This is a genomic window from Celeribacter sp. (assembly GCF_048259695.1).
Classification (GTDB): Bacteria; Pseudomonadota; Alphaproteobacteria; order Rhodobacterales; family Rhodobacteraceae; genus Celeribacter.
Window position 1 is genome coordinate 1 of sequence record NZ_JBLXHL010000015.1, and the last position, 19871, is coordinate 19871.

Here is a 19871-nt window from a genome sequence, read left to right on the forward strand (position 1 = left end):
AGAAAAATTGCGCCGCGATCATCGAGCGTTTCGGCTACCTTGCCCCGACGGTTGTGGGCTGAAGGGCAGGGAGACGGGCATCGGTCCCCGCCTCATCGGCGCCTTGGCGTCGCCCCGGTCGCGCAGCTCCGATATCTGCTTGACGCCACTCCGCCGGGAACTTAAGGAGTGCCACACCCCCGGCGAGTTGGCGGAGTGGTGACGCAGCGGATTGCAAATCCGTGTACACCGGTTCGATTCCGGTACTCGCCTCCAATACTTTCAAGCACTTGCGTCACCCTGCTTGGTCCTTCCCCTAAAATTTGAAACAGCCGTTGAAACATTCACGTTCTGGGCTTGTTCTGTTCCATGCGGTCGCGGGCCTCTTGCGCTCGCGTTGCGAGCACCTTCTGACGCACACGTCCGCCATATTTTTTCAGCATCTCCACGCCGGAGTGCCCCGTTACGGCCTTCACCATCTCGTCGTCGCAGCCAGCCAGGTAGAGTTCGATTGTCGCGTTCTTGCGGAGCCCGTGGGTCACATAGCTCTGCGCGTCCAGATGCTTCATCTTGCCTTTCGTCTTCCGCATCTCGTGTGAGACAGCGCGATAGCTGGTCGGGCGGCCGGCAGAATCGGTGATGACCGTGAGCCCCTTCTTCTTGACCGTCGCCAGATAGGCTGTCGTGCGCGCGGTGAGCGGGATCCACATGGGCTTTTCACCCTTGCCCTGGGTCATGTCCCAGTAGCCATCCTTGAAGTGATCCCACCGCATGGTGATCACGTCGCCGATCCGCTGACCGGTGCCGATACAAAGTTCGTAGACAAGGCGTGCGCGCGCAGGAGCGATTTCCTCGAACTCCTGCCGAACCTCATCGGGCCAAGGTTCCCAGCCCTCTCCGGGTTGCTTGAAGAGGGGGATGCCATGGGCGGGATTGCCATCCTCTTTCTTGAGGAAGCCAATCAGGCGCGCATGGTTCATGAGAATCACCATCACCTGCACCAGGTAGTTTGCCCTGCGCCAGCTATCGGCGTTCGCCTTGTGCAGCTCGTAGATGTGGCAGGTTTCGATCTTGGCGGGGTCTTTCTTGCCCCAAATCTTCCGGATGTGCTCCATGTGCTTCCGGTAGTCCGCCTTGGTCCGCGGTTTCCTGGTCTTGCAAGACTCGCTCTCATAGTAGCTGAGGATCAGCGTATCGAAGGTGCGCTTGGAAGGAAGGGCGGCTCGCCCCTTTAGGAGCCGGTTATAATGGTCCCAGAATTCGGGCGAGCCGGGCTTCTCCTTCATCATTACCGATTGTCCGCGGGGGCGCCGAATGAAGCGTACATAGCCGCGATCTTCGTAGACATATTGGGGAAGGTTTTTCTTGGTCATTTCCCCATCCTGAGGTCATCGCTAAGGAAGTCGTCACCACCGTCGTGTTCCGACATTCCCGCGTTTACCGTGACACTACCGTCAGGTTTGATTTCGAATTTCGCCCGGGCCCATCCAGCCTGTCTGGTCTCTCGAATGAGAGCGACGACGGTCTGCTTTGCGATGCTTTGGGTGCTTGCCATTTCCCTCTTTCCGACTCATTAAGATCTTATTTTCGTTGGATGTTCAGTGAGCGTGAACGCTTGGAAAGCGATGTGGCTGCTGATGAATCATTGCTCATCTCGTCTGGAGCCATGAAATCGATTGCTAGGAGGCAGAGTTGCAACTGCTCGCGCGCCTGCTGTTCCCATCTTAAATCCCCCCATGGTTCTTCAGAATTTCTTCAAGGACCAGTGAGGTGTCTGGCGCGACCAGTACGTTCGCTATTCAGAGGCAGCTTAGGTTGCCTAGAATGCGTTGGTTCAGGAGGTGAGAGGGCCAGTGATCATGGGGGCAAACCAAAGGATGTTAGGTCTGAAAGCGCGTTCATTCGTCATTGTCATTGATTCCTGATGTGTTTTGCTCTAAGTAGAACAGTACGCGCCTGTTCTGATTGGAGCAATAGAAAAATGACAACACCAGCTCAACTACGTGCCGCGCGAGCTCTCCTGGGCCTAACGCAACCCCAAGTTGCTGACGCGGCCGGGGTTTCGACCATGACCTTGAAACGTGCGGAAGGCTCCGGCAATCCCGCCGCATCCGCGGACGCGGTCGCGGCTATCAAAGCCGCACTGGAGGAAGCAGGAGTTACCTTTTCCGAAAGCGGTGTGACTCAAGGGACGCGCCGAGTGCTGCCGCCTGAGTTTCTCGTTAGAACACTTGCGTTCATTGATGAAATTAACGCTGAGGTTGCGAAGACCGGGGACAAAATTGACACGGGAGAGTTGAGGATTCAAACACAGAATCTGGGTTTGTTTCTATGGGGAATGAGCTTGGAAGTAATTTCGGAGGATGGGCAGGATAAGCTGGTGCTTGCGGTACACTGACTCACGACCTAAGTGAGACGATCGCATGTTGAATAAACCGGTTACTTTATTCTGCGATAGGCCATTGGCCTATTTATTGATCGACTACGGGTGACCGCTCAGAGTGTTTGGGTCTAATATTCCATGACTGTGCTGGTTATTCCTCTGCCATAGATGCGAGTTCAGTGGACCAATCTACTGCCGGATTGAACGCTGAAACCCTGTCAGGAAAATGCATCGTGAAGGAAAGACCAGATGTCTGCACGAAAGTATTGGAAAGCATTGCGCGACTAAGAAGACGCATTTCCGGGTCGTCAATACGATAGAGGCGCGGAGCAAAGGTGTGAACGTAGTTAGTTTTGTAGACGCTCCAGTCTCGCATCGCCGAATGAACGTACCCGGATCCAGATTGACTGCCATAGCGTGAGAGGCGGCGCAGGAACTCGTCTGCGACCTCAACCTCTACAGCCGAGTTCTGAAGTAAATATAGGATGTTGTCGACAATCATCGGCAACGTCTCGCCAGACAAGTTTGTTTCGGTAAGCCCGATACTGATTAGATGAAGATTTTCCAGAACTCCATTTTGGAGCAATTCGGATTCAAGTTGATGGAGGCCACTGAATTGATGTATTGAGGAGGCCATCCGCGTGGTCTTTACCTCAATTGAATTGCAGCCAAGGCGGAAATCTCGGCTTGCTGTATCCTGCCACCCTCGCCAGCACTCGAGTGCACGCATTAGGCCTGCAGCGCTGCCCCTCCTGGAAAGAATGATCTGGCGTAGTACAGTCAACTCGCCGATAAGTCCGATCACAACATTCTCTGGCAGCGCGCCGCGTCGGATTGCCATTTCAATGATAGGCTCGACATCAGTAAACGCCGACTGAATGTTTTCTGGATTGGAAATCCCAGCGCGAATGAGTTCGATTGCAATCAATGCGGCAATGGAAGAAAAATGTGGCGCTGAAGGTAAAACGATTCGATTTGCTGCGAATTTTTCTTCACTGTCCTCTGGGCGCCATTCGCTATGCTGGAGATGTCGCCTTACCAATGACGAAGCTGCGCGAATCTCGTTCCCCCGGAGAAAGATTTCATAGTCGCCAGTAGCCGTTCGCCCTACTGCTAGCGGTTCCGTGAGCCAGCGCATGCTGCGCGCATATCCTTCGGGAACGGAGAGACGCTCAAGGTCAAAGCGCAACTCTTCGAAATGAAGACCGCTCATGGGCGAAGCGCCGCTATGTGGTCCGGGCCTCCATGCGGGAGGCCGAGCCCGACGGTAAGCAGATCTGTCGGAAGGTCAGGTGCACTTACGATATGGAACAACGCAAGTCCGGGATGGCCGCGTGGTCTCCATGTAGCGCCGCCCTGAATGCTCGGGACGGGAGCTGTTCGGTGAAAATAATAGTCAACGAACTCATCACCGAAATAGGAGTTTCCATACCCTCGTGTCCCCCACAGCGTTTGGAGTGCACGGTCATCTGGGCCGCGCCCGCGAGTAACTGCCCGAACGCCTTTTGAAGCTAGGCGCGGGTCGCGGACATTCTTTTGGCCGTGGCGAAAAGCTATGTAGAATTTGGGCGTGCTTGCAGCGCCTGTGTCCGAAAAGTTCCAGGGAATGTTTGGTCGATCTGTCGGAAAGAATCCGGGTGCGGAACAATCTCCCGCTAGGTGAGACCATAGGCGCAAGTAGGCGGCGATCGAGTAAGGGCATGATTGCGGCTCCGCGCCATATTGCGGCGCTCGCTGCACTGGGGGCGTGAACAGAGGTCGGTCGATACCCAGGAGTTGAGCATAATTCTCCCAACGCCGGCTCAATTCGTCACTAAGGTTAGGGGCGTGATGCGAGTAGCGCAGACGATCAAGAACCGTGGCGAGCTCCATCGGCCCTATCGGTGTGCTTCGGATCAAGCCGCGCTCTAATCCATCGTCGTCAGTGAGTGGCAGCCACTCACCATCATCAAGTAAGTCTACGGCGACTTGGAGATTTCTCTGAGCTAGGTCGTCGTCCTTTGTTTCGATCAGCCGGATCGAAGGTCGTGGGCCAGGTGACAATGGGGCTCTGCGGGCTTCAACCTTACTTGTAGCAACGAAGGCCTCCCCTTGGAGGACCAAGACCGAATTGCCGTTGTCTTTCCCCACGTCCATTGATGTCATTATTTCTGTTTTCAGAGCATCATCGTTAACTTGATATCTTCTAAATAGCTCTAGTTGGTCTTTATAGGTGAACACTCGGCAGAAAGGAAGGAACTCACCTCGATATCCAAACCAGCGCTGCATCTGCATCTGAGTGTCTGCCGCTGGTTCTGCCGCACCGCGAAGGAAAAGACTCGTCGTTAGCCCTTCCAAGGTAAGTCCGCGCGACAGAACATTGCCGGCCACAAATATAGAAAGGCTATCTGCCGGTATGCGGTAGTTCTCCCCATCCTCGGTAACATCGAAGCGAGGTCGATCATCCGATCCGGGATCACTGTTGAGCACACGCAGGCGAACATTCGGGAATATTTTCTCGACGAGTGCTTCACGTACTTTTGGCCAATCTGCTGCAGAGATTGAAGAGTAAGGAGCTCGAGGCATGGTTGCGAGGGCGATGCGAGAGGCCTCAAAGCGATTGAGCCATGCGGACCATTCAGTTTCTTCCTGGGAAAGGCGCCGTTCGAGCCAAGACGGTGAAATCGTTGTTGGCTGCTCGTTCTCCTCATCCAGTCGAACGTCAGCCTCGCAGCCTGGAGTGGCCATCGTCCAGCGGAGCACATCCAAAGCAGTCTGGAAATGATCCTCTTTTCTCGCCGAAGGGTGGATTAGCATCGTATGCGCCCCTCGAGCAGCAAGACGTGCTTCACTCTGAGAAGAATATCTTGTCGAGTGGTCAAAGGCGCGCGTCCATCCGGGCGCCAGGCTGCGTACCGCGGCGCCTACAAAATAGCACCGCAAGGCGTCTGACAACATTGACCAACGCAAGGCTTCATGCCTGCCCGCTAGTTCGGTTTCAGTCTCTCCAGGGCGTATTTCTGGGAATTCTGAAGTATGGCAGATCGCCCCGTCGCCTGCATTTCGGAGACGCTCATAAAAAATATTGCCACCACAATAGTAGGAGCGAATGCCTAGAGGCTCTGAGTACGAAAGAGAGCGTGGTTCGATACCTCCGGTGGCGCCTGGAATTCGAAGGGACGCGTTAAAATCCCTGGGGCTCAACGGATTGTGAGAGGCCTGCAGAAAGTTTGCCTGCGGCGTTGCTGTGTATGCAACGTAAGTTGCGAGCATATTCTTATGCCGCGTCGCTGAGCTGTCTGGATCACCGCTCCATAAGGACGAGATCAGCCGTGGTGTGAGTTTCTGCGAATGATCGCTGTCCAGCACGCTCGCGTCGTCCGCCTCATCGTCGAGCACGACGATGGAATATGGCCGTTCCATTGAGTCTAGATGTTTTTCGGAAATTACATCCGCCAAGAAACGCCGGAGCATGAGGAGATGGTCATCCTCCTTGGGAACGACGCAAATGATCGGCCGATCCGCTCGTAGAGCTTGGCGTGCGAGTGGCCGCTGAAGATAACGTGTAGGGTCGGCACGTTGTTCGTAAAGGATGTCTTCTGGTTGTGGCAGTATCAGACGATCGGCCCGGCGCTTGTAGGCGCTTTCGGTAGTCGAGCCATCTAATTGCGCCAAGAGCCGTTCGTAAGTCTGTAACCAGAGACCAACACGTGTTCCAGCAAGCAAGACAAGAAGGTCAGCGCCAGCATCCAGAGCCATTGCTGCGACTCCGAGCATGCTGGCCGTTTTTCCTGATTGCACTGACCCAACAACCATGCCCGTTCGCACTCGCGTTTCCGGCCACGACGCGCGGTGCAACTCTCCGCCAACGCGCGGAAGAGCCCGCTCAACAACATAGCTTGCGTCGGTCTCAAGGACTGAGATTGCCGTTGGAGAGAGCTTATCGACGATGTTTGAGCGATAGCGTGCCCACCACTTCCCGTCGTTGATCGGCAGAGAACTTCCTTCGGTCGTTTCATCACTTTCTATTTTGACTGGGACAATCTTAGCAGGGCGGAGACTCGGTGTACGTGCTACCACTTTAGCTCACCGAAATCATGCGGATCTCTGACAGGGCTTCAATTGCGCTCGCGCCAAATCTTTCACGAACCGCCTTATCTGCATCGGCGATGCTAATATCCAGTGCTTCAAGTATACCAGTTGACGCTTTGGCAATATGCGCCCACTGTGTCTTATTCTGTGTGCTTTGGGGGCCGATCATTCTTGCTGACAGCGCGCGGATATCGTCGATCCGGTCCTCCAGCCGTTGCTCCTCTCCCATCACTACTAGGACGAGACACGCGAGTAAGCTTGCGACTACCGGCAACTCCTCCCAGCGAGACGCCATTTCACTCTTGCCTTTTCTCCGGAATTTCGGATGCCAGGCGTCAATCGCGCTCTGATGTAGATCAATTGCAGAAATTAGATCGTTCGCCAAGTTCTTGAGTATGTCTTCGGTTTTGAACTGGTTCAGTCGATTGTTGTCAATCGAACGAAGAAACTCGTCAATGTGTGTAGCAGTGGAGGGCGTGCGGTAAGTGCCATCGGAACTTTGCGTGGGCTTGAGTACCAGCGTCGCTACGGTCCATAGAAGTACCTTGGTTCTCTTGAAGCGTTTTATGCTGAAGCCAAGCGCCTTAATATTTTCGTGCGCTTCCGTCGGATCGATACCTGCTCTGACTAGATCGGGGGCTATTTCCGGTTCGGGTCGGTCGCCGCCTACGTAGAGCATCAACTTCGAAATCTTAAGATGATTGAAGACAGCGTTACGAATTTCCTCGGCGTTGAGCTTCATTCCTTGTTGATTGTAAAGTCGGAACACCTTGTGGATGTCGCGCACCTGCGTGTCCCTATAAATCAATACCGGGATAAAGTAATCGCACGCGCGCTCAAACAAATCTCTCACAGTGATCGTTTCGCCTGCGATGCGAACCGGTTCATCTTTGATTTCACTATAGTAGCGCCCGCCCAGCGGGCTAAGCGGGTCGTTGTCGGGGTACTTTTTCGTCTTAAATGGAAGGTACTTTTCTCGAATATCAGTTGCGCGGAGGTTATTGCGCCGGCTGAATTGGTTGAAGTCTGACTCGAACAACTCAAAGTTCTTAAGGCGCTTTGCATTCTCTAATCCTTCAGGGTGAGCGCCCATGAATCGAAGGATAGCGGTTAGCCGCTGTTTTCCATCGACGATTTGATAGTGCTGGCTGTTTGACATTCGAGCAAGGATGATCGACGGAAGGGGAATGCCGCGGAGAATGGACTCGATCAATAACTGTGAATCAGAGTTCGACCAGACGAAATCGCGCTGGTAGGTCGGATTCAGTTCTAGCTGTCCTTGTTGTGCCCGTCCAGAAATGTCATAGATCCTCCACTTATCTACCGTAGCGTTGATAGAAAGTGGTTCTGTTGTTGGAGCCTCGTTCCAAGCTTCGATCCACGATTCAGTGGCCGCTGCGATGGGTCGATCATCCTCAATCATTTGCAAGAAGATGCTGCGGTTATTCGATGCGCGGCTCAACCTCTCTTCTAGAGACTGTGCGCCTGACTCCGTGAGAACAACATGGTCACCGTCGACCTTATAGTTCCCGTCTACGTTTTCAGGGGAAATTTCTTCGAACAAGCGCGATAAAACGACGGTAGGAGCTTCATCGTCTTCGAATGTGGAATCGAGGTTCAGCCAGATCGCGACGTCAAGTACGCGAGCGATCCAAGCGCTTGATGAAAAATCGATTGCGGATTCGTCGAACGGGTGAGGAGTTCTCTGTTTGCCCTCTAGCTTTGGCAATACGCTCGGTTGCGACAGGTCGGACAAAAGTGTGCCAACATGGTCAAAGTCTAGTTCTTCCAACAATTACTCTCCCCTTCCAAGCCTGCAACGCGCTAGCGCTCAAACAGTGGTCTCTAGTGATGGCTGTCCGAGTGGTACGGCTTGCCGCACAATGTCGAGCTCGACCGTGCCGAGCAACGGTCCGGCGACCGCTTCAATTACATCGACATTCACCGCATTTCCCAGAGCTTTGAACGCTGCAGTCTGCTGAGTGGGTAGGAATGGCAGCTTTCCCATGCTCTGAAGGCGCGCGCATTCACGCATAGTCATATAACGACGCTCCCAGGGAATGACGGGTATTTGGCTCGTAGTCAGAGCGACAAGCGAGGGGGCGGCCGTCGGGCGCTTTGCGCGAATACCCGAGGCTCGGAACTGAATGATACACTGATTGAGGTCGCGCGGGCCTCCTTTCCAGTTCCACTCCAGCTTCTGGAAACTCGGTGCAAAGTCACGAATCGACGGAAGCCACTTATCGATGATCGTCTGATGATCGCGATAAAACTTCCGGTTCTGTTCTATAAACTGAACCTTCCATTCAGGAAAATTGGCTTTGGCATCACGTGCATATGGAGGCAGACTCTCGAGCACTTCGTAGTCGGAAAGGCCGCGCAGTCGCTGTCCGAAGGCTCCACGGTAGGAGCGCATCTTGGCGAGGCCGAGCCCTAAGGGTGTTGCAGTTCGCGCGGGATATGTCGCGCCGAACTCCATTGCCCAGATCGGAAATGAGGGAAGCTTCGCACTTTCCGGCAATGCGTCCAACAGGGCCTGCCACGTCTCGAGATACTTAAGAAATTTTGGAGACAACGGCTTGGCATCGTTCGGCTGACTATCGAGAATAGTGCGAATGTCGACGTCTTCAGCTTTGTGCGAGGCCTCCGGCCACGCGAAATGCTCAAGGCCGTTGCGCGAACCTACTATAATTGCGCGTTCTCGGAGTTGCGGAACGCCGAACATGTAGGGCGACATCAGCTTCGCATCGATGGCGTAGCCAGCCTCGCTAAGGCGCTGTTCGACGCGCCTCCAAGTATTGCCCCTATCGTGTCGCATAATGTTCGGGACATTCTCGATGATTAAGAAGCTTGGTTCGTGGCGTTCAAGGATCTTGATCATGTAGTCGAAAAGGTCGCCCCACTGAGGGCAATCGAAGCCAAGCTGCTCGCCAGCCTTCGAAAAGGGCTGGCAAGGGAAACCTGCACAAAGGATATCGTGGGGGGGGACTAGTTCGAACGCTTCACGGATGTCTCCGTGTGGCTCGACGCCGAAGTTTTTCTTGTAAAGTTCCCTCAGGTCCCCATTGAGTTCCGATGCGAATACACACTCATGTCCAAGGCGATGTAGGGCCTGGTGGAAACCGCCAAGGCCAGCAAAAAGGTCGATAAATTTCACGTACGTCGCTCCAGCGGCAATGACAGCTGTTCTGCCGCGTGCTGCTCCAGAAGGTTTTTCACTGCTAGTCGTATCAAGTACTGGAGGTTGAGGGGAGGGTTTACCGAACTCCCCAACTCTTGCAGCGCGTCGTAGTCCGCTTGATCGATCGATACAGTGAAACGCTTTTGGTACGTAGCCACGGTCGCCCCCATGTTCTTTGCACCAAACTGCACCAAACTGCATCAGAGTGCACGAACATTTTTTGATGCTGAGTACGAGCTTTGCAGCCCATCACATACAGAAGCGATTTCGGCGATTCGAGCGCGAGTTCTGCGAACAGCTAAGGTATGCCTTAAGTATCGGAAAAATATGATCAAAAATGTGATTTCGCTCCAGCGTTGGTGCGGATCCCGTCATGCGCCTTCGGGGCGGTGATGATCACAGGGAGGCGGAGGACGATCCGTCGGGCAGTTCGGAGGATCGCTTCTGGGTCGCGGCTGCTGAGCGCATTGGCTTGCGACTTGATGATAAGGCGCCAAGGGATCGCGATTGAGAGTGGACGGATCATCCGCCTGCACTCACCTTACTAATAAATGCTTTAAAAAGGCCGTCTGACGTGAGTTCGAGGTTGGCCCGAATCTCTTCCAAATCGACTAAGGTAAAAGCATTTTCGGAGTTCGCAGCATACTGATTAGCTATATCGATAGCGCGATCAGCGGAAACGGCGGGGTCTGTTTCGTTTCCTAGCTTTGCCATTTCGTGCAATAGTCGTCGATAGTCGTCGACATGTACCGCATAGAGCACCTGTGGGTCTGTCACCCGTCGACTCCAAATGTCATGCTGGATGCGATTGCGCCTAATGCGCACGGAATCCAGCTTTTTCAGTAGATATAGAATTGTCTCCAGCTCGGCTCCGGCTAGTTTTTCCTCTGCAAACTTCTTAGCGTTGTTTGCCAATCCCGCTGCGCTCATCCTGCCAATTTTTTTCAAGGCCTCGTTGGGTGTAGTCTCAAGCAAGCTCCCATAATAGCATCCAAGATGTCCCTCGGTTACTGCCCACGCAACTGCGATTTCACCGATTTTTTCTGCAAATTTAGGTACGGTGGCCAGGACATGTGTGCCTGTCTCGAAGTGCAGTTCACCAGTGACGTTAAATATCTTGATACCCGTTGGCATATCTCCAGCATCCTCAAGAACTATTTCACCTAGAGAGCGTGCATGTGGATAAGCACTGAACTCGCCTCGGTCTATGGGCAAGTGTGACTCTCAGCAATGGGCTCCAAGCGCATCATTGCGTTTCGAGCCTACTCCGGTCTTCCGAGTGCCACTTTCCCCAAGGGGCGGAAGGTTCGGGTGGATTGTTTTCACTCTGCAGGGATGATGATGCCATGCAGCGCATCCGATCGGCTGACGACCTGTCCGTCTGCCTCAGGGGTGGTGATGACCTCAGAGAGGCGGCGGACTATCCGCCGCGCTATCCGGGGGATCGCTTCCGGGCTGCGGCTGCTGAGGATGGTGGCCTCCGCGTTGGTGATGCCCACGCCGTAGCCGTCCGCGTGCGTGATCCAGACACAGGCGCGGGTCAGTGAGAGTTGATCCAACTCGGACCATTGCGCGGTGCGGGTCCAGCGCTCCGGGCCGATCCCCCCAGTCTCGAGGGTTCCGGCCATGACCTCGCGGCGGAGTGCGGCCAAGCCTTCCGGGTTGTGGCGGTTGTCCGCTTCGGTCGAGGTCTCGACGTCGAAGGGATCGGCTGGGGTCTGGTCGTTCATGATATAGCTCCTCTCTTTCAAAGTCCGAGCGTTCGGCTCGCGTTCGAATGTTTCCGGGTGCGGCTAGTGGCCTTCCGGGTCGCGCCGATCAGGCCATTGCTCGGGGCGTGGGTCTTGTTGACCGCGCCGATAAGCTGGGTGGCGGTCTTGGCACCGATGCGAGCTATGTCCTTTATGCGCTGATCCGTCTTTTTTCTCGGGCTCCGAAGAGGTTTCGCCAGGAAGATGGGCTTGCCCGCGGCCTTTGCCGAAACCGGGGTTAGGGCGTCTTGCTTCGGGTCGGCCAGTCGGGCGTTGAGCTTCGAGAGGGTCGCGCCGCGGTCGATCTTGCCGGCCGCGATCCGCTGCCCGTCTGGTCCGATGAGGACCGCTCCCGGCGGGCGCTTGCCCCGCTGGGTGGTCTCTATTAGCCAGCCGTCGCGCTTCAGGTCCTTGTGCAGCCCCTTCCATGACCGGGCGGTCAGAAGCGTCTGCCGGACGCTCTCTGGGACGCTGTGCTGGCGCGGGTCTGCCGCGCCGCGCGGGCCGGTCATGCGCTGACCTGTGCTCGGGCTGGGTGCGTGGCGACCCTGCGTGACGCTCAGGCCTCTGCGGCCCTCGATGCGGCGGAGGACCGCCTCTGCTCGGGGATAACTTTGGCTGTCGCTGACGGCTTTTCCGTCGCTGCCGATCCGGTTCGCGGTGATGTGGAAGTGTGCGTGATCTCGGTCGCTGTGCCTAATGATCATGGCCTGATGGTCGGCTAGCCCAAGAGCGGCCAGCAGCTCCGCAGCGTCGGCCCGCATGTTGTCATCCGTGGGTGCCGCGTCGGTCGGATTGTACGAGACCGTGATATGCATGACGGGCTTGCGGCAGCGCGTGCTCATGGCTGCTGCCACCTGCATTTCGCCCGCGGCAGCTGTGGGATCGGCGGAGGCGAGATTGCGCATGTCCAGCACCTGCCCGCGACCACCTTTGGTCAGATAGCGGGCAAGGCCGCCGAAATCCTCGCCTTTCCCGAGCTTCGCGATCATTAGGGCACCAAATCGACCGAGGCGGTGCTCGGCAGGAGCATCTGCGGCACGATCTGCCCCCCCCAGTTCGAGAACGGCCAGCGCGAACGCTGTGCGGGTCCGGGTGCTGTCAAACGACAGATGCACGAGTTCTTCATGCCCGCTTGCCTCGCGCGAGCCGGGCCGGGTTTCACGAGCGTGTTCCCGGATTTCCGCGACGGCGGTGGTGCTGATGTGGGCGTGTAGGCCGTCCTCGTCCTGTTCCGTCCACGTGGCAATTTGTGCGATGTGCCTGGGGTCGGCGACGATCCAGAGCATTTTGACGGTCATGCGGCATCCCTCGCTGCGACTGCGCGCAGCTCCGTTACAACCTTTCCGTTAATCCAGTCGGGGTTGCGGTGCCGGGCATATCCCTTGAGTACGGTGATCGCGGCGGCGAGATTGTCATCATCGAAGCCGATGGCGATCCCGAAAATATCGACCTGTGCGGGCGCTTGGCTGAGCAGGGCCAGCATGTAGCCCGCAGCGCGGGGGGAAGTGCTGCCACCGATGCTGGCTGCAGCATAGAGCTTTTGCCATGCGGCGTTGTAGTCTTGAGCGGTGATGTCCCGCAGGCGTTGATTGCCCATGCGATTACTCCTGATGGTTTGCCCGGCGGCGGGCACGATGGCGATCACCGGCCCAACTGGCGAGTTGGATGAGCGCGGTGACGATCCCCATCATCACGATGATGGAAGCACCCCCACCGACTGCGGAGGCGGTGCGGACACGTAGACGATTGTTCATTTCGTATCTCCTTCGTCGGTGAGCCTTGCTACTGCTGCCGCGACCCTGTCGATGGCTCGGGCGAGCTGCCGCTGTTGATCTGGGTCCAGCCTTCCTGAGCGGTTAGCAGCCTTGGCGATTTGGTTGAGATTGCCTCCTACGCGGTTCAGCGCGGCGACGGTCTCCGCCTCGATGTTGACCCGGCGGGGTGGCAGGTCGAGGTCCAAGGCGGCATGGCGGAGAAACCGCGAAAAGGTTACGCCGTTCGCGCGAGCGCGGTCCTCGATCTGTGCTCGCTCGTCATCGCTGAGGCGAATCTCCAAGCGGTTTGGTCTCCTGGTTCTTTGCGCCACTTCCCCCCCCCCCCCCCCTCGGAGCATTTATGCGACCAATTCCGGGTTAGCCCGGGAAGCTCGTTTTTACCATTCGCCGTGGCGTGTACGTAAAAAACATTGCTTGCTCAATTGAGGTTAATATATCATCTGAATCTCAAAGGCAACAAGTAACATCATGTAAGTTAAGGAAAAAAAATATGAATAATCCAACGTCAATTCAGATTTTGCGTGACCATGTTCGAGCCTTTATTTGGTCGGGTAGACCGGTTATTATTCACTACGTTGATAGAGATACTTATTGCAAAAACAGCCAGCGTCGTGACGGGTATGAAATTGACGGCATTTGCTCGCCCGGAATCTGGATTTCGCGAGTTCAGATTTTCACTCCTCTTCTCGATGGACGTCTTGAGACTCTGCGCCATGAATGCAGCCACGTGCGATTTCACTTCATAAAACGCTCGCCCGAGGCGTGTGCGGAAGCTCGACAGCTGTTCCGAGAACATGAGCCAACAGCAGCGTACTACGAAAGCCAGGATGGCTTTGATACCACTGGCGAAGCGATGGTTAGGCTCGCGGATCGACGCCGGACGGGACGCGACATGCCTCGGTTGTCCCCGGAACTCACCCGGTGCGTTGAGGAAATGGCAGAACCGGCACCAGCTTCGGCTTTTGCATTCGTCGTCGTGCTGGCTTCGGTGCTCCTGGCGTTCGCTTCGGCCCTGCCGTCCTTGGGATAGACGCGCAAACCCTCTAGAGTGTGCTCCATCGTTGGGGGGATTTGCCGAAGTCGGGCACTCTCGTGCAATTTCGGCGTCATTCTGTGCTCCACTGCTGCGAGGCCTGGGTGTAGCGCCACCACCACCACCCCTACCCCTTTAGGGGTGGTGGTGGTGGAGCACACATATTGCTGCGTGTTTGCTCCACCTAGCCTCTCGCGGTGGTGGTGCAAGTCATGCCGTTGCCCATTCGCCGACCACGACGCACGGTCTCGGGCGTCGCGTGGCGTCGAGCCGGCTTTCTTTGATCAGGGCCTCAGTCTTTAACCATGTGCCGAGCAGCTTCTTGAGCCGCTTCCTGTCTGCCTCTGGATCGAGGCCCAGAACGTTTGCGACCACCACTCCAACCCATTCGTTTCCTGCCTGATCTGAGAGGCGCGGTGGCCTTCCTTCTTGAACGCGGTGTTCAACAGCCTGCTGCACAGCCAGAAGATCCGCGAGGCTCACACCGTCGAAGGCATCCGGCCATGCCCAGAGTTCGGCCACGCCGACGTTGTCACCGTTGGCTAGTTGTACAGAAGCCATTCGGCACCAGGTTCGCGCGCCCATAGGTGCAAGATTTGCCTTGTCCCGGGCGATAGAGAAATAGGTTGAATTGTCCTTTTCGATACCAGCGTCCTTCTTCATCTCGTCACTCATTTTATTGAGGACGCGACCTGAACGAGCCGCCGCCAGAAGCGAGTAGGCTCCACGTCCGGCTTCTGTTGTCGCTTCTTCGCCGTTCGTCTTGCGCGTGTGATGAACAAGTTCGATCGCGCAATTGCAACGATCGGCGAGTCTGGCCCATTCCTTCGCGACTAGGTCGATGGCGCCATTATCATTCTCGCTCACTTGGTGAGAGGATACGCATGGGTCGACCACTAGAACGTCAATACTACGCGCCTTGATCTCTCGCTCCAAAGCCCGCATTTCGGGTTGCACGATGTGAATACCTCCTCGAGATTGAATGGCTGTACAAAGGGCACGATTTCTACCCGTATCCCGGAAAAGACGCCCGTCGATTTCTCTGAAGGAAACTTGGTGATGTTGCATGGCCGCGACGATCCGTCGGTCCAGTTCATCCTCCTGGTCCTCAAGGTTATAGATCCACACCTTGAGGTCTTTCTCTGTCCATTCGCCTAAGAGTTCACGCCCGGAAGCCATCGCAAGGGCTTCGCAGATTGTAAGGGAAGACTTACCGACGCCGCCTGGAGCCACCGTGACCGAAACCTGTTTTCTGATCAGGTGACGTCCATACACCCATGGGCGTGAGGGAATAGATTCCGGGTCGCGCCAAGCGAATGGCGTCGGCAAACGCTCGCCATCACGGCGAGGTTCTTGGCTCTCTCTATGATCTTCGGGGCCGTCATCACGAGGCGCGAAGTCTCGCCAAGGCAAGTCGGCACGTTCCGACGCCGCTTCTGCTTCGACCGGCTCACAGTCTTTCAGCTGTCGATAGATTTGAACGAAGTCATTCATGAGATTTGCCCTACGGATGCGAAGTGAACGGCAACTCCAGTCAGAAAGCGCAGACGACTCATTCGAACAGACCCGTAACAAAGTCGATGAACTCTCGGCGGCGGTCCGGTTGCATGGCATGGACGCTTGCCACGGCATAGGCATCGAGTTCGCACTCGTCTGCGAATGAACTCCACCACCTGCTTTCGTCGATGGAGCCAATCAAAGGCGAGATGGGCGCACCGAGTTCACCAGGAAGAACTGCACGACAGATTGTCGCGGTTTGCGCGGTGGGCATGCTTGAGAGCACCGAGAAAGCAAGCGCCGCCCGTTCCGCGATTGAGAGGCGCGCTGCGACGATGTGCGAGAATGCGTACCATCCGGCTTCACTATTGAGCGTAAGGGCATAGCCCATAGCTCGGGTCACTCCGAGGTGTTGACGATCCATGCGGCGTGAGAAGGAGGGTCGGGTGGTCATGCTGAGATCCCCCAATGCAAGGCGAGGATAGGGGGGACTTCCATTTCAGGGCTACACGACGTGATGCCTCGGAGATCATCTTCGACGGCGGCTGTGCTTGCTGTCGATCCGGGCTGCGCCTTTGGGACGGTCGAATTCGCGGTTGAAACATTCGCCGTTCGTTCCCGTTTTGTCGGGGCCTGTTTTGAAACATGATCCCCTTGATTTTCTTGAATTTCTGGCCGGATTGCAAATCCGTGCACAGGGGTTCGATTCCCCTACTCGCCTCCATTTACCTTCCATGATCCAATGTGCCTTGTTTCCCGCCGTTTCGGCGGTATGACGGCAGTGTAGCTGGCATTACGGCTGACATTATGGGAAGGGTCATGGAGCTGGACTGGTACCCCGCGACTGTGAGCAAGCGCGGCAAGATTTACTACATCGTGATGACCGTACCCAAGCAGGTTCGTGCGTTGCTGGGGGGAGGCTCCCAGCGAAGGCTGTCGACGGGAACTTCTGACTTGGAGATTGCTAAGCGGAAGCGCCATAACCTGGAGGCGGAGCTTCGGAAGGGGATTCTTGCGGACCTCGAGAAGGCGCGCCTCTGCGATCCGAGCGGCAGTTTCCAAAGGGCAGTCTCGCTGCTCGGTCTCCGTGATGCGGCCTATTCCGTGGACTATGATGCCGAATTGGATGACGTTCTGGAGACGACCTTCCGCGAGCCGCCTACCAGCAAGGTCTTGCTGGAGAAAGCGGAGAAGGTCCTGCGGGGTCGCCTCTCGCAGGTCCGCGCGTATCGCTCCGACGCAGATCTCGAACAGGCGATCAAGATCTTGGAAGACTTCGACCTCGAAGTGCCGCTCCTTGAGGACGCAGAGGCCGCAGTTGCCGCCGCATTGACCGAGGCGCGGCGCGCGAACGGAGTTGAGCAGTCGCGACTGCCGATCAGCGCTTTGCTCCCGTGGGTTGAGGCTGATTGCGAGCGTCAGGTGGAGCAGGGGGCATTGAAGCGGAAAACTGCGAAGCAGCGAGCGCGGCATGTCCGGCAGTTCATCGATTTCGTTGGTGATATTGCGCTGGACGATCTTGAGCCGAAGCATGCATACGCGTATGCCGAGGCGCTTGGCGACGAGATGGGAAATTCGACCATTAAGACGCGCGTGAGTGACGTCAGGGTCGCGCTTCGCCTTGGAGTTGAGAAGGGCCTGATCAAGTTCAATCCGTTTGAAAATCTGAATTTGAGCCGATTTGGGGTTGGGACCAAGAGCCACGACCCCTTGAGCGACGAGCAAATTCAGGCACTCGTAGACCAGCCTGGCCTTCCCGAGCATGTTCGGAACACTTGGCTCATTTTGGCCTGCACGGGCATGCGGCTTGATGAGGTCGCGACGTTGCGAGTCGATCAAGTCAAGCGGGAGGGGGGGATCATGTACTTCGACCTTCGGCATGCCCAGGTAAAGAACAAGAAATCGAAACGGCGTGTTCCGATTTGTGAGGCCCTGGTTCCGTTGGTTGCCAAGATTCTCGCGGAGCGAACGGGCAAAGAGCGGCTGTTCGACTTCAACTTGAACGCGGATGGCAAGACCCGCGCATCCACGCTCTGCAACTACTGGTTCGGGAAGGTGGATGTGGTGAAGATGGGCGGCGCGGAGGGTGCCAAATATTCCACGCACTCTCTGCGCGGGGCATTCAAGGATAAGCTTCGTGATGCAGACGTCCCTGCGGACCTTCACAAGAGCATTTGCGGCCACACTCTCGGCGGTTCTGAAGACAGCTATGGCCACGGATACAGTTTGGGGAAGCTCAAGGAGGCGGTCGACAGGGTTCACCACCCCTATCTCGCGAAATGGGTGCCAACTTCCTAGTCAAGTGGATTGGTGCGCATTTGAAATCCCTCCAGGATGGTTTGGTGCGGGATGTTACACCTGACGAGCTAGCCTCCTTGACGCATACCGGAGTTCAATGCCGACTATCCGTCCATGAGCCTAATCTTCCGCGGAAAGCCAGTTTCACGCTTGGACACCGCTCCGACAAGCGAATGTAAGCCAAACCCCCCTTGGGCATGGACGGTAGGGCTTCCCCATCAAGTTTGCGGTTCACACATACATTCTTGGCAGGATAACCGTGGATGTATAGAGCGGTCGGGGCTTTGGGAACTTCCGGCGCGACGTCCCGTCGAGGACGACGTTGAAGGCCTAACCAAGATGTTCTTCTGGTTCTGCGACCACATCAATGTCAGAATTCAGACGCACAACACACCGATCGATCCGCCCGATGCAGGGCTGTGGAGTGGAAGATGCTAGACTGCCAACTGATCCAGACTTCAATGAGCCAGTTCAGCCGGTGCGAGCGCACTGACGCAGGCTTCATGGTCGCGACGCACTGCCTCTACCCTAGTTTTGAGGCAGTTTCAGTCTTCGTGGTCGGATACGGGGATGGTTTTATCGTCCACGACAGCGGGCGTGCCGCTCACGTCGCATGGAAGCACGGATTCGACGACCGCGCCTTCAAGAATGCAGCGCAAAATATCACAAAAGAGTACGGCTGCAGCTCGGACAAGGGGCAGATTTCTTGCCAAGTCCCTTCAAGTGAGTGGCTTTGGTCAGCAATTTCTACAGTGGCGAACGCGTCGGCTGACACGGTCCGCACTCTGCTCAGGAAGCCTCAGAAGGCGAGCGAGCGGAACATAATTCGGCAGACCAAGAACCTTCTGGACTCATCGGTGTGGCGCGCAAAGACGGTATTGAACGAGCCTGTCCCTGGTCAAAGTGGGAAAGTGCATACATTCGACCTCGCGGTGCATTCCAACGATGATCTCACGCTCGTTGATGAAGTAACGTCTCATCCGAATTCGATCGCCGCAAAATACCTTGCGTTTTCCGACGTTGCTACCCGCCCGGGCATCCACAAATATGCTCTCTACGACGGAGAACTCGCATCGGAAGACAAGGTGCTTTTGTCCAATGTTGCCGATCTTCTGGACTTCGGCGCTGTAGAGCGCTCGGGGGGGCAAGTGCTGCTGCAGTGATCGATTCTCTTGGTTCGCGGATGACCAGCTACCCGCATCTATTGGCTTAGCGAAAGTTGCTCCTTGTCGCGCTGGGCCAAGCATCCTGCTGACATTACGTGCGGCATTGGCTGCTCGAGGGACTCTTTAAAAAATCATTTAATAACAGAAATTTATAGCAAGTCTCGCTGTCTGCAAGGCAATCCCCTACTCGCCTCCAAACACCCCCCTAGATCAATTTCTCCGCACTCTCGTTCGATCAGGCCGAGATGCTGCGTGAGGTCGAGCCGGGCGCCTCGCAGAGAGTGACGCCGCCCAGTACCGCGTGCAGCGGAACCGATATTCCCAATACATATTCTGAACATTTTCTGCCACCTGCGGCGCAAAGCGCCCGGGTCTTCAGCATCCGCGTGCTTCATCCCACAAAAATCGCAAAAGTTAATTTTACCGTTTGGTAAAAAAATCTCTGCTGACCTCAGACGGCCTGCGCGCCGCCGGACACCTGTTCAGACAAGAGGTCAAGCATGGAAATCGGGATCTTTCTTCCCATCGGAAACAACGGCTGGCTCATCTCCGAGACAGCGCCGCAGTACAAGCCGAGCTTCGAGCTCAACAAGCAGATCACCCTAAGCGCCGAGAAGCACGGGCTGGATTTTGTGCTCACCATGATCAAGCTGCGTGGGTTCGGCGGCAAGACCGAGTTCTGGGACCACAACCTCGAGAGCTTCACCCTGATGGCCGGGCTCGCCGCCTGCACC

17 protein-coding genes, 1 tRNA gene and 1 pseudogene are annotated in these 19871 nt (G+C 56.0%); 6 read left to right on the top strand and 13 right to left on the bottom strand.

Annotated elements, in window-relative coordinates; genetic code table 11:
• Positions 1–181: 181 nt before the first annotated feature.
• Positions 182–255: transfer RNA gene (locus ACN0Q0_RS15655), tRNA-Cys, on the top strand.
• 68 nt (positions 256–323) lie between these two features.
• Here ACN0Q0_RS15655 and ACN0Q0_RS15660 read toward each other — a convergent pair.
• Complete coding sequence (locus ACN0Q0_RS15660) at positions 324–1352, bottom strand: site-specific integrase (protein WP_343501942.1); 1029 nt, start codon at positions 1350–1352, stop codon at positions 324–326.
• Between the two features lie 695 nt (positions 1353–2047).
• Here ACN0Q0_RS15660 and ACN0Q0_RS15665 point away from each other — a divergent pair.
• The gene (locus tag ACN0Q0_RS15665; protein ID WP_343501943.1) at positions 2048–2377 is read left to right on the top strand and encodes a hypothetical protein; all 330 of its coding nucleotides are present in this window, start codon (positions 2048–2050) and stop codon (positions 2375–2377) included.
• Between the two features lie 136 nt (positions 2378–2513).
• Here the strand turns inward: ACN0Q0_RS15665 and ACN0Q0_RS15670 are convergent, their stop codons facing one another.
• The 10 genes from ACN0Q0_RS15670 to ACN0Q0_RS15715 form a co-directional block, all read right to left on the bottom strand.
• Complete coding sequence (locus ACN0Q0_RS15670; protein ID WP_343501944.1) at positions 2514–3575, bottom strand: PD-(D/E)XK motif protein; 1062 nt, start codon at positions 3573–3575, stop codon at positions 2514–2516.
• Positions 3572–6100: a Z1 domain-containing protein gene (locus ACN0Q0_RS15675; RefSeq protein WP_417244277.1), complete on the bottom strand. Its 2529-nt coding sequence runs from the start codon at positions 6098–6100 to the stop codon at positions 3572–3574. Before ACN0Q0_RS15675 ends, ACN0Q0_RS15670 begins: the two co-directional genes overlap by 4 nt.
• A gap of 322 nt (positions 6101–6422) precedes the next feature.
• Positions 6423–8228: a DUF262 domain-containing protein gene (locus ACN0Q0_RS15680; RefSeq protein ID WP_417244278.1), complete on the bottom strand. Its 1806-nt coding sequence runs from the start codon at positions 8226–8228 to the stop codon at positions 6423–6425.
• A gap of 36 nt (positions 8229–8264) precedes the next feature.
• Entirely contained in the window at positions 8265–9590 is a 1326-nt protein-coding gene (gene dcm / locus ACN0Q0_RS15685; protein WP_343501947.1) for a DNA (cytosine-5-)-methyltransferase, read from the bottom strand.
• Positions 9591–10136: 546 nt separating this feature from the next.
• Positions 10137–10748, bottom strand: a complete 612-nt coding sequence (locus ACN0Q0_RS15690; protein ID WP_343501948.1) for a hypothetical protein — start codon at positions 10746–10748, stop codon at positions 10137–10139.
• A gap of 188 nt (positions 10749–10936) precedes the next feature.
• Entirely contained in the window at positions 10937–11344 is a 408-nt protein-coding gene (locus ACN0Q0_RS15695) for a hypothetical protein (protein ID WP_417244279.1), read from the bottom strand.
• Between the two features lie 17 nt (positions 11345–11361).
• Positions 11362–12666, bottom strand: coding sequence for a relaxase/mobilization nuclease domain-containing protein (locus tag ACN0Q0_RS15700; protein ID WP_343501950.1), 1305 nt, complete (start codon positions 12664–12666; stop codon positions 11362–11364).
• Complete coding sequence (locus tag ACN0Q0_RS15705) at positions 12663–12965, bottom strand: hypothetical protein (protein WP_343501951.1); 303 nt, start codon at positions 12963–12965, stop codon at positions 12663–12665. The genes ACN0Q0_RS15700 and ACN0Q0_RS15705 overlap by 4 nt, the downstream gene beginning before the upstream one ends.
• Positions 12966–12969: 4 nt before the next feature.
• Positions 12970–13122, bottom strand: a complete 153-nt coding sequence (locus ACN0Q0_RS15710; RefSeq protein ID WP_343501952.1) for a hypothetical protein — start codon at positions 13120–13122, stop codon at positions 12970–12972.
• Positions 13119–13481 (bottom strand): plasmid mobilization protein, encoded by a 363-nt coding sequence (locus tag ACN0Q0_RS15715; protein WP_417244280.1) that lies wholly within the window; start codon positions 13479–13481, stop codon positions 13119–13121. Before ACN0Q0_RS15715 ends, ACN0Q0_RS15710 begins: the two co-directional genes overlap by 4 nt.
• Before the next feature lie 152 nt (positions 13482–13633).
• Here ACN0Q0_RS15715 and ACN0Q0_RS15720 point away from each other — a divergent pair, with 152 nt between their 5' ends.
• A complete protein-coding gene (locus tag ACN0Q0_RS15720; protein ID WP_343501954.1) occupies positions 13634–14173 on the top strand; it encodes a hypothetical protein in 540 nt (179 codons plus the stop codon).
• Positions 14174–14386: 213 nt separating this feature from the next.
• Here ACN0Q0_RS15720 and ACN0Q0_RS15725 read toward each other — a convergent pair whose 3' ends face one another.
• Together ACN0Q0_RS15725 and ACN0Q0_RS15730 are read right to left on the bottom strand one after the other, a co-directional pair.
• Positions 14387–15670 (bottom strand): AAA family ATPase, encoded by a 1284-nt coding sequence (locus ACN0Q0_RS15725; protein ID WP_343501955.1) that lies wholly within the window; start codon positions 15668–15670, stop codon positions 14387–14389.
• A gap of 58 nt (positions 15671–15728) precedes the next feature.
• Positions 15729–16064 (bottom strand): hypothetical protein, encoded by a 336-nt coding sequence (locus tag ACN0Q0_RS15730; protein WP_343501956.1) that lies wholly within the window; start codon positions 16062–16064, stop codon positions 15729–15731.
• Between the two features lie 428 nt (positions 16065–16492).
• Here ACN0Q0_RS15730 and ACN0Q0_RS15735 point away from each other — a divergent pair, with 428 nt between their 5' ends.
• The 3 genes and pseudogenes from ACN0Q0_RS15735 to ACN0Q0_RS15745 form a co-directional block, all read left to right on the top strand.
• Positions 16493–17971: a tyrosine-type recombinase/integrase gene (locus ACN0Q0_RS15735; RefSeq protein ID WP_343501957.1), complete on the top strand. Its 1479-nt coding sequence runs from the start codon at positions 16493–16495 to the stop codon at positions 17969–17971.
• 461 nt (positions 17972–18432) lie between these two features.
• A complete protein-coding gene (locus ACN0Q0_RS15740) occupies positions 18433–19134 on the top strand; it encodes a hypothetical protein (protein ID WP_343501958.1) in 702 nt (233 codons plus the stop codon).
• 503 nt (positions 19135–19637) lie between these two features.
• Positions 19638–19871 (top strand): annotated as a pseudogene (locus tag ACN0Q0_RS15745) (pyrimidine utilization protein A); the annotation flags it as partial.

Coding starts and splice junctions, on each gene's coding strand:
- ACN0Q0_RS15660 (WP_343501942.1), bottom strand. CDS start 1,352: ATGACCAAGAAAAACCTTCCCCAATATGTCTACGAAGATCGCGGCTAT.
- ACN0Q0_RS15665 (WP_343501943.1), top strand. CDS start 2,048: ATGACCTTGAAACGTGCGGAAGGCTCCGGCAATCCCGCCGCATCCGCG.
- ACN0Q0_RS15670 (WP_343501944.1), bottom strand. CDS start 3,575: ATGAGCGGTCTTCATTTCGAAGAGTTGCGCTTTGACCTTGAGCGTCTC.
- ACN0Q0_RS15675 (WP_417244277.1), bottom strand. CDS start 6,100: ATGGCTCTGGATGCTGGCGCTGACCTTCTTGTCTTGCTTGCTGGAACA.
- ACN0Q0_RS15690 (WP_343501948.1), bottom strand. CDS start 10,748: ATGCCAACGGGTATCAAGATATTTAACGTCACTGGTGAACTGCACTTC.
- ACN0Q0_RS15695 (WP_417244279.1), bottom strand. CDS start 11,344: ATGAACGACCAGACCCCAGCCGATCCCTTCGACGTCGAGACCTCGACC.
- ACN0Q0_RS15700 (WP_343501950.1), bottom strand. CDS start 12,666: ATGACCGTCAAAATGCTCTGGATCGTCGCCGACCCCAGGCACATCGCA.
- ACN0Q0_RS15705 (WP_343501951.1), bottom strand. CDS start 12,965: ATGGGCAATCAACGCCTGCGGGACATCACCGCTCAAGACTACAACGCC.
- ACN0Q0_RS15710 (WP_343501952.1), bottom strand. CDS start 13,122: ATGAACAATCGTCTACGTGTCCGCACCGCCTCCGCAGTCGGTGGGGGT.
- ACN0Q0_RS15715 (WP_417244280.1), bottom strand. CDS start 13,481: ATGCTCCGAGGGGGGGGGGGGGGGGAAGTGGCGCAAAGAACCAGGAGA.
- ACN0Q0_RS15720 (WP_343501954.1), top strand. CDS start 13,634: ATGAATAATCCAACGTCAATTCAGATTTTGCGTGACCATGTTCGAGCC.
- ACN0Q0_RS15725 (WP_343501955.1), bottom strand. CDS start 15,670: ATGAATGACTTCGTTCAAATCTATCGACAGCTGAAAGACTGTGAGCCG.
- ACN0Q0_RS15730 (WP_343501956.1), bottom strand. CDS start 16,064: ATGGGCTATGCCCTTACGCTCAATAGTGAAGCCGGATGGTACGCATTC.
- ACN0Q0_RS15735 (WP_343501957.1), top strand. CDS start 16,493: ATGGAGCTGGACTGGTACCCCGCGACTGTGAGCAAGCGCGGCAAGATT.
- ACN0Q0_RS15740 (WP_343501958.1), top strand. CDS start 18,433: ATGAGCCAGTTCAGCCGGTGCGAGCGCACTGACGCAGGCTTCATGGTC.